At 54.9% G+C, this 9,555-nt stretch carries 7 protein-coding genes; 4 read left to right on the top strand and 3 right to left on the bottom strand.

Annotated elements, in window-relative coordinates:
• The coding region (locus tag ACLQ7H_RS22585) for a substrate-binding domain-containing protein (RefSeq protein WP_411754590.1) at positions 1 to 525 on the top strand (525 nt) is incomplete at its 5' end.
• Between the two features lie 132 nt (positions 526 to 657).
• On the opposite strand, the gene ACLQ7H_RS22580 is transcribed toward ACLQ7H_RS22585, so the two are convergent.
• Both ACLQ7H_RS22580 and ACLQ7H_RS22575 read right to left on the bottom strand, forming a co-directional pair.
• Complete coding sequence (locus ACLQ7H_RS22580; RefSeq protein WP_411754589.1) at positions 658 to 1,476, bottom strand: alpha/beta fold hydrolase; 819 nt, start codon at positions 1,474 to 1,476, stop codon at positions 658 to 660.
• Between the two features lie 372 nt (positions 1,477 to 1,848).
• Positions 1,849 to 2,820 carry a diguanylate cyclase domain-containing protein gene (locus tag ACLQ7H_RS22575; protein WP_411754588.1) on the bottom strand — a complete coding sequence of 324 codons (972 nt, stop codon included), beginning with the start codon at positions 2,818 to 2,820 and terminating at the stop codon, positions 1,849 to 1,851.
• Positions 2,821 to 3,054: 234 nt separating this feature from the next.
• On the opposite strand from ACLQ7H_RS22575, the gene ACLQ7H_RS22570 reads away from it, so the two are divergent.
• From ACLQ7H_RS22570 to ACLQ7H_RS22560, 3 genes are read left to right on the top strand one after another with little or no spacing between them, the layout of a single operon-like run.
• The gene (locus tag ACLQ7H_RS22570) at positions 3,055 to 4,245 is read left to right on the top strand and encodes an SrfA family protein (protein ID WP_411754587.1); all 1,191 of its coding nucleotides are present in this window, start codon (positions 3,055 to 3,057) and stop codon (positions 4,243 to 4,245) included.
• Entirely contained in the window at positions 4,245 to 7,175 is a 2,931-nt protein-coding gene (locus ACLQ7H_RS22565) for a virulence factor SrfB (RefSeq protein WP_411754586.1), read from the top strand. The genes ACLQ7H_RS22570 and ACLQ7H_RS22565 overlap by 1 nt, the downstream gene beginning before the upstream one ends.
• Positions 7,172 to 9,415 (top strand): virulence factor SrfC family protein, encoded by a 2,244-nt coding sequence (locus ACLQ7H_RS22560; RefSeq protein WP_411754585.1) that lies wholly within the window; start codon positions 7,172 to 7,174, stop codon positions 9,413 to 9,415. Before ACLQ7H_RS22565 ends, ACLQ7H_RS22560 begins: the two co-directional genes overlap by 4 nt.
• A 46-nt stretch (positions 9,416 to 9,461) precedes the next feature.
• On the opposite strand, the gene ACLQ7H_RS22555 is transcribed toward ACLQ7H_RS22560, so the two are convergent.
• Positions 9,462 to 9,555, bottom strand: a 94-nt coding sequence (locus ACLQ7H_RS22555; protein WP_411754591.1) for an IS3 family transposase, incomplete at its 5' end; no start/stop codon positions are given.

The raw sequence follows: 9,555 nt of genomic DNA, 5'->3' as shown, positions 1-9,555 counted from the left end.
ATCACCGATAACTATGCCGGGGCCAAAGAGCTGACGTTACGTATCCTGGCCAACTGTGAAAAACGGTTGGGTTACCTTAAGCCGCTGATATTCGTCGGGGGACGCGGGGTTGACCATAACACCACGGAGCGCCTGCGCGGCTTCAGAGATGCCCACCGTCAGTTAGGCGTTGAGGTTATCGAAGAGAACCTGCTGGCCTGCGGTTATTCCCCAGACAAGGCCGAACTGGCGCTGAAAACGTTTATTGCCCAAGGCGGCGATCTGCAAACCGGGCTATTCGTCAACTCGACGATCTCGCTTGAAGGCGTGGTCCGCTGGTTGGTAGCGTCTGGCTATCGTGGTGACAAGCAGCCCGTGATGGGTTGTTTTGACTGGGACCCTTTCGTACTGCTGTTAGGCCATGACATTGTGATGGTAAGGCAGGACGTCAACAAGATGTTGCAGGCGGCGTTTGCGCTGATCGATGCCAACTCGCAAGAAAAGCAACTGATTGAAATACCGCCGATCTTCCCAGAAATGATTTGAGGTCACTACGCTGGTATTTTTCGAACGGAGCTTCAGGCAAACGCTTTGGCCACCCTCCCGTTCCCGTCCTCAATAATAAACAAAAACAAATAGCTACCATACTTGACCGTCTGCTATGTTCCAGGGTGGACGTTAGCAAAGCGAGCGTGATTTATATTTTGATGAAGAAATAATAGACGACATTGAAGCCTCTTGAGATTCAATAAATTTAAAAATTTCATTTATTGATGCTTTATCAGGATTGTTTAATTCACTCAAATGATCTCCCTTACCAGTGATCATCGATAAACCATGTTGTTGTGCTATCTCAGCCATAGATGCGTAATAAGGGTCGCTGACGCCGGCCCAAAGCAGTATTGGTGTCTTATAAGGAAATAAACCTTCTTTTTTTCCAGAATACTTTCTTAGTTCATTGAAAAAGCATCTTGCACTTTCTTGAGCGTCCAGCGAAAGCCCAGAGGTAAGCTCTGGTGCTGTGCTTCTTGCATAAGACATAAACATATCAAAACTAAGTTTGCCTTCAGGCGTTTCCGGAAGGCCATTCCTGAAGTCCCATCCGCCTAATACAACAGAGTTAAGCCGTTCTGGATAGTGGTTCAGCAGTCCTAATGCTGCCCATGCGCCAGAGGAATAACCTATGACATGCGCTTTTTCATAACCCAGCTCATCCATAATTTTCACAATGGATAATGCTTGATTTTGTTGTGTATATAACTCCTCCACTTGCGGCTTTTCGCTTTCGCCGTGGCCTAAAAGATCCGGACAAACAACGTGGAAAAATGGACTAAAAAAGGAGCTTAATCCATTATCTAGCCACGATTTTCCGTCCATCAGGAGACCGTGAAGCATTATAACCAATGGACCTTTTCCTTCTGCAACATATGATAACTGAGGTATTCCTGACGTAAGTAGCATATATGTCCCTTTAACTTTAGAGTGGACAGAAAGCATACACGCTTCCAGACAAGCTAGCTCAACTAGTAATGGTATGACGTCCGCTCCTCGCTCAAAGCCACCTGCTCAAAAAGTAGTCTTAACGTAGGCTATTTTCCGTTTTCCAAACAGCTCCTAACTAAACGGCGCAACATGCTGTGCCCCTACGCTGTGAGTTGTACAGAGCGGGGACTTGTTCGGGGACATGGTTAACAGGTATGAGTACTTCGGAGTGGAACTGCTTATGCCGTGAGATGGATGATCTGCCATGTCATTACGTACCGAGTCTGGGCTTTTCGCCTCACAAGAAAAGTGTTCACCATGTCCTTGAACACCTGTCTACCCTATCCTCGCTGTGTACATGAGTCTGGTGGGCGAATAACCCGCCGATTACCCCTGCATAAACTTGGATTTCTTGATCCGGTACATGATGGAGTCCCCCTCTGCCAGCAAGGTTTCCAGGCTGTGGGGCGCGGTGGGATCAAACTCGACGATGCCATAGGAGAACGCCAGTTGGTAAGGCGTGATCTGTGAAGCATTATGTTCATCCACATGGCGTTGCAAGGCCAGAAGCCCCTTTTCGGCTTCGCTTTTGGTGCGGCTGCCCATCAGCGCGACAAACTCGTCACCGCCCAACCGGGCTATCACGTCAAAATAGCCAAACACCCGTTTCATCAGCTCGGAAAAATAGATCAGCGCCCGATCGCCTTCCCCATGGCCGTAGGTATCGTTAATCATTTTGAATTTGTCGAGGTCGATAAATATCAGGCTAGCCTTAACCCCTGTCACCTGACAATGGTGCAGCATATGACCTGCCAGGGAAATAAAACCGCGGCGATTGGAGATTTGCGTCAGTTCATCAGAGGTCGATGCCTGAAATGCACGTAGTTCATCTTCCACCATCGAGGCCAGATCGCGCAGCGTCACCGCATCTTCAGCATCAAACTGCCGGGGTTTATCGTCTATCAGGCACAAGGTACCCATCTTGAGATCGCCGGAGAAACTCAGTGGACAACCGGCATAGAATCGGACGTGCGGTGAGTCTTTGACAAACGGGTTATCCGCAAAGCGCGCATCCTGCAACGTATCGGGAACCAGCAGAATATCGTTGCCCAGGATCGCATGGCCGCATAATGAGAGATCCCTTGGCGTTTCGGTAGCCGCCCCCAATCCACTACTGGACTTGAACCATTGGCGGTTTGCATCAAGCAGGCTCACCAAGGCAATCGGGACGCCGAACAGCCGCCGGGCCATGCGTGTTACCCGATCGAAGCGCTCTTCTGGCAGAGTATCCAACAGATGCAGGGAACGCAGAGCCTTCAATCGCTGTACTTCATTGGCAGGTATCTCTGGCGTTTTCATCTCTACATCCACTCCAATTAAACTTAAGGTCTTTCTCAGGAAAGCAAACCAGCAAGTTGCAGGATAATAGCGTTCGCCACCGCTGGCAATCCGATGCACAAAACAGATGCCATTTTGCCCCTGTTTTCAGCCGTTTGATCAGGCTATAGCCACTTAAACTAGCCGTTTTACCCGTCGTCTTTCAAGCTGCAGCTTGAAATCCATAGGGTATCGTTTAAAAGCAAGGCATCCGGTGTGGCAAAACCCTTTTTACGCAGTGGCAATCTAGATGACGTTCTTACCTTGGGCGAAAATGGGCAACCTGTCTATGCGTTGGCGTCGCAGTTACGTGAGGCGTTGCGCCTCCAGCAACAGCCAGCCGTAGCGGATTGCCTGGCGATCCCCAACGCGCAAGGCGACCGCATTGACTGGTATGCGCCAATCGCTGGACGGGCGATCTCCTGGCAGGCAGCTGATGAAGATGCACGGGCGGCCGCCTTGCCGCTGTTGGAACATTTCCAGACCACCGTGGAAACCATCAGCCTGCGCGCTCGCCACAGCGGCAAAGCCAGCCTGCAAATGTTTGCGGCACTGCTCAGCAAAGCCATGCAGTTCCCGGATCAGAATGCGGTCTTCCTGGTGGATGGCAAACCGGTGATCACCTTCTGGGGCTGCGTGAAAGCCGATGGCAAGATCCGCAGCGCGCCTTTGGATTGCCTGCGTCCGAAAGATCGCCCTGCGCGCCCCATCGCCCCACCTATCGTTGAACCCGTTGCTGAACCTGAACCTATTGCCGAACCGCAGCCGCCAGCGCCTCTGCCACCTGTGGCGGCTTACAAACCTCGCCACGCCTGGTGGTTACTGCTACTGCCAGCAGCGTTCATGCTGGCCGCCGCGATCTGGCTGTTGCTTCCAAAGCCAACCCCCCAGCCAGCAATAGACATTGCTGAGCCAGCCAAGGTACAACCCAAGCCAGTGATTACTCCCGTCGCACTTCAGTTGCCATTAGGCCATGCGGAGGTGCTGCCCCCGCCGGTCATGACACCGGTGGTGGTCGATAAACTGGCGCTGACGTTACCCGCCGAGTCGGTAAAAGCCGGTTCTACCGCTTTCCTCAACGGAAAATGGCGCGTCACCTTGGCAATCAAGGATCCGCTGACCGGTAAGCCGCCGAGCTTGCTGTATCAGTTTAATCGCGGTAAAGGCACCGCCAGGATCGTTCAGGGTGACAAAGTCACCTGCCGGGTTGAAGTCAACGCTGGACTGATGCAGTCCGGTAATCTGGTGATCAACAGCCGTACCAAGGCCCGTTGCAGCGATGGTTCCCGCTATCAAATGCCGGAGCTGGTGTGTAAGCAAGGTGACAGCGCAGCCGCGGAATGCACCGGGCGTTACGGCAACAACGAAACGGTATTCCCTATGACGATCAAGCGCGAGAGTAAATAATGTTGGCGACCCCCATCGCATATCCGCAGCGCGTTACGCTGATACCCAACAGCGGGATCCAGTTTCTGGACTTCTCCCTTACGCCGGTGTTGGATGCCGAGTACCCAGGCAAATTTGTCCGCCAGACAGCCAACGGCCCACTGCTGCGGCTGAATTATCATCAGGCCAGGGATCGCTATTTCCTGCCGGTGGCACCCGGCGAGCCGGCCGAAATGGTACGCCCGGAATTCAGCTTTTCTTTGGAGCAGTCATTGCGGCTGCTCGATCGCGTTTGGTTACCGCTGCCGTTCATGCGCTTCAACCCGCCAAACAGTTTCCTCAGCGGGCCGGACAACTGGGCGCGTCTGCAAATCAGACGCCTGGATCGACCGGATCGGCAAGGCCATACGCTGCGCATCACGTTGGCATTTGATACTCAAGTCTATCCAGCAGGACATGAAAACCAACAGTTGGCCCCTAGCCAACAGGATATTGCCACTGGGCTGAGCTTTGCGCTGGCACACCAGAGCCAGGATCTGGGTGATTTCCTGGATGCCACCTGGGTTGACGGTTGGCTGCGCGAGGTCTTTACCCAACAGGCTGTCGCCCTGGAGCAGCGCCCGGAGCGCAATATCAACGCTTCACTACGTGAATTTGAATACCAGGCGCATTACCTGAACCTGCTGGAGCTGTTGGCCAGCCAGCTAAACGTGCCGAATATCACGCTAGGCAGTGATGTGCAGCAACCCGCAGTGAATGTGGATTTGATCCTCGATGTCGGCAACTCCCATACCTGCGGTATTCTGGTAGAAGATCACCCGGCAGAACGCAACGGCTTGAAGCACAGCTATGAACTGCAACTGCGCGATCTCAGTGAACCGCATTATCTGCACCAAGGCCTGTTCTCCAGCCGCACGGAGTTTGCCCCCGCCAACTTCGGCAAGGCGAATTACTCGTTTGAAAGTGGCCGCGATGATGCGTTTCTCTGGCCCTCTCTGACCCGCGTGGGCCATGAAGCCTGTCGATTGGCACAGCAGCGGCAAGGCGATACGGCATCTACCGGCCTGTCCAGTCCACGGCGCTATCTGTGGGATGAGGAGAGTTACGCTCCCGGTTGGCGCTTTAACCGCACGGCAGAACACAGCCTGCAAGAACCGCCTGCTTTCGCAACGCCGCTGGCTCAGTTGATCAATGACCAAGGCCAGCCGTTATCCAGCCTGCCACCGGAAGAGCGCCTGCCGGTTTTCACCCCAAACTACAGCCGCAGCTCGCTGATGGCCCTGATGCTTAGTGAACTGTTGGCCCAGGCGCTGATGCAGATCAACAGCGTGGCCCAGCGCCTCACTTTGCGTGACGGCGCAGCACCTCGCCGTTTGCGTAATATCATTCTGACCTTACCTTCCGCGATGCCGGTGCCGGAACGGGAAATCTTCCGCCAGCGGATGCATGAGGCGATCGCGCTAGTGTGGCAAGCCATGGGTTGGCATTCGGTAGATGAAGACTTGCTCGGCATAGCCAGCTCGGTACCGGTACCCACCGTGCAGATGGAGTGGGATGAGGCCACCTGTGGCCAGATGGTCTATCTGTATAACGAAATCCAGGTCAACTTTGCGGGCCGGGCTGAGGCGTTCTTTAGTGCCATGGCACGTCCCGACTCCGCTGAACCGGGGAAAACGTTGCGTATTGCCTCGGTGGATATCGGCGGCGGCACCACCGATCTGGCGATCACCCAATACTACCTGGAAGAAACGGCTGGCAACAACGTCAAGGTGACCCCGCATCTGCTGTTCCGCGAAGGGTTCAAGGTGGCGGGCGATGACATTCTGCTGGAAGTGATCCGCCTGTATCTGCTGCCCGCCCTGCAGGCCGAATTCAAACGCGTCGGCGTGGCAGAACCGGCTGCGCTGATGGCCGAACTGTTTGGCCAGGATGAGATCTCGGTGTTGCGGCAACAAGTGACACTGCAACTTTTCATCCCGCTTGCTCAGGCAATCCTGGAACGCTATGAAAGCTTCACCCCGGTGCAGACTCGCAGCGAAATCGACGCCGTATTGGGCGAACTGTTGACGCAAAAGCCCACCGATAGCGTGTTGAAATATATCAATGCTGCGGTGCAACGCGGTTTACCGGCAGAGGCAGAACTTTTCGATGTTTTACAGACGCCGCTCATTCTGCGGCTGAACCAATTGCATGCCGAATTCCTGGCACCACGCATGGCACTTACCCGCAATCTGCGGTTGTTGACCGAGGTGATCGCCCTGCATAACTGCGACGTGCTGCTGCTCACTGGCCGCCCTTCTCGGTTCCCCGGCATTCAGGCCCTGTTCCGGCAGCTACAACCGGTGCCGATCAACCGCATCGTTTCGCTGGATGGTTATCACACCAGCGGCTGGTATCCTTTCAGCCAGCAAGGGCGGATCGACAATCCCAAATCCACCGCAGTGGTGGGCGCCATGCTGTGCCTGTTAGCGCTGGAGTTACGCTTACCGGGCGTTTACTTCAAAGCGGCCGATTTCCGCCCTTATTCAACGGTGCGTTATCTGGGCCGTCTGGATGGGGACAATCGCCTGCCAGCCAATCAGGTCTTCTATGCCGATCTCGATTTGGATACCCCAGATGGCGGCTTGGACAGCAGCGTTAGCTTTGCCCTCAATGGCGCATTGTGCCTGGGATTCCGCCAGTTGGACAACGAGCACTGGCCAGCCGCCCCGCTGTTTACCTTGACGATTATCGATCCGCAGCTGGCGCGTAACCTGGCTGGCGATAATCTGTTAAGGGTTAAAATTGCTCCGCAGCCGGATGCTCCCGCTCGCTGGAGCATCACTAGCGCCGAACTGGAAGACGGTAGCCCAGTGCCCACCGAACATCTGCAACTCAAATTGAATACGCTGATCGACAGTGCCACCGGGGCGACCCACTATTGGATCGACAGCGGGAGCGTTTTTGCATGAAGTCTGCCATTCCCCCAATCTCCCCGCTTACCCAGCGCTGGCCGCTATTGAATCAAGCTATCGCTCAGGCGCTGCTCTGGGCGGAAAATACTCGCCTGCAGACGCCCCGTTTTGCGCTGGAAGCACCAACCTTAATGCTTAACCTGCGCCGTAGCCGCATCCAGCTTCAGCGGCTGGCGGTTGCCGCCACTCAACGGGGAGCCTTGGGCTTTTATGGTCGTTCGCAAGCGGCAAAAAATCATCTGATCGCCTCGTTAGGCTCGGCAGAACCAGGCTGTCTGGCTACCACCTTCGCCGGTAAGACGCTGGATTATCTGACGCATATCCGTCCGGGGCACTCCGCCGTCGGGGTGGCGATCCGCTTTAGCCACGCCGTACCTCAGCAAGATCCTGATTATCCGGTACAGCTTCAATTGCTGACCGCGGCGGAGCTAGTGTGCATGTTGGCGCGTTGTAGCCATACGCAGCAGGCAATAGAAAAGACAGAGATTGAAGAACTCATCGCCTGTTTGACAAAACGTTGCCAATCTCAGGGGGTACCCGGTATTGATGCCGATGATATCGTCATTCTCTGGGATAGCCTGCGCACAGACGACCCACAGTTACAACAGCGCTGGGACTGCGCATACTGGCCAAACGCTTTGAGCATCGCGCCCTATCTGTCCATTGACGATCGGGCGCAACTGTTTGCTCCGCTGTGGGGGAAAGAGCCGGCATTAACCGCATGTTATCGCCGTCTGGCTTACCGGCTGGAGCAACTGGAGGGAGCAGCAAGCGTGCTGGCTCCGCTCAGCCTGCTGACGGATGAAAATCAGCATCCCAGCTACGGTATCCTGACGCCAGCAAACCTGGCAGAGACCGACGGCAAGGTTCAGCTCAAACTCGATAACGGCGTGATGACAATACCCGTGGCAGAGCTGGGTTTATTGGCCGCAGAGTTGCTGATCCCATTACAGAGCCCCCCGACCCATAGCGGTTTGGCGCCAACTGATTATCTGGACCTGCCTGCTTATAAGGCAGACGACGAGAGCCTGTCCCCTGCCAATCGACGTCTGCAGCAAGCCAAGAGCCTCACGTTGTTGCAACGCTATAGCGACCAACAGGCCATGCAGGCTTTGATCGTCTGCCATGCGGCGGCCTGCCGTGAAGAAGTCACAAGGGTCGGCCAAGCGCTGGATTATTGGGTACAACAACATCACGAAGCAGGCCGCCGTGGCCATCCCGGGTTGATCTGGGCATTTACCCCGTACGATCGGCGATCGTCGGCCCATTTTGATCAAGCCGTACAACGCTACGTTGGCCATCCCGGCGAGGTTTGGGGAACGCTGCTGGCGATGAATGAAGATGAAGTCCGGCGTATGACCGACTATCTGCTCACTTCGGTGAATGTTGATGCCCGTCATAACCACCTGCAACAGCGTTTCGATCGGCTTGAGCAAGAGTTACGGCACAACCTGCTTGGCCGCTGGCTCAACGTTGAAAGCGAGGATAAAGCCCCCCTCGCCAAGGCCACGGTAAAAGCGTTGCAAGACCGCACGACGCTGCATGGCGAACTGCTGGGGCACCTGTTGCCAGACCGCCATGCCCTACAGCCACTCTTTTGCCAACAGCAGCAAGAACGCCCAGATAGCGACGATCCTTTGGCGATCACGCTGGATCTGTTCGACGAGCAACCTACAGTGGCATCTCAGCCGGAGTCCGGCGCTAACGTGGTTTTACAGGTGCAACAAGTCTGGATCACCCAGTTGCGTACTCTGGGTGATAATCGTGCGTTAGTCGACCTGCTGGCGGTTGAAACCTCTACCTTGAGCGCGCTGGCCGATGAGTTGATCACCGCCAGTTTCCGGCTGGATATCTGGCAACGGCTAGGGAATGCCCTGGCCGAACCGGGACAGGCAGGCTACGGCAAGGAAAACCACGTGGAGCGGCAAATCGCCTGTACCTTGACGGTGCTGGGGGATTTTGTCGCCTGGCTTGGCTTCCAGCTTCGCCCACAGGCTCAACGGCCAGAAAGCCGCATTAACCGCGGCCATAAGATCTTCACCAAACCCAGCCAAAGCGCCGAGCTACGCATGACCGCATTACCGGCTGAACCGATCAATAACACGGCGTTGTATATTTACGATTGGCTGGTGGGTTTATATCAATTAATCGTTGAGAATGCGGGCCACGGCGGCGCACAAGCGCTCAGTGAAAAGCAGCGTGAAAAGTTGGGTCGGATTATTCAGGAGATGGGCTAAACGGGCGCAGCATTGAACTGAACCCAAGAAGTTGGACGGTTTAAAATTAAGCAACTATCAAGGCCTGCATTCTGTACTCCACAGGGCTCAGGCCTTTGAGCTTCTGCTTGATGCGGCGGTTATTGTAGTAATCTATGTAC

It is taken from the genome of Serratia sp. (in: enterobacteria) (assembly GCF_046715635.1).
GTDB lineage: Bacteria > Pseudomonadota > Gammaproteobacteria > Enterobacterales > Enterobacteriaceae > Chania.
Note: the sequence above shows the minus strand (reverse complement) of the source record. Positions and strands in the feature narration are given on the sequence as shown.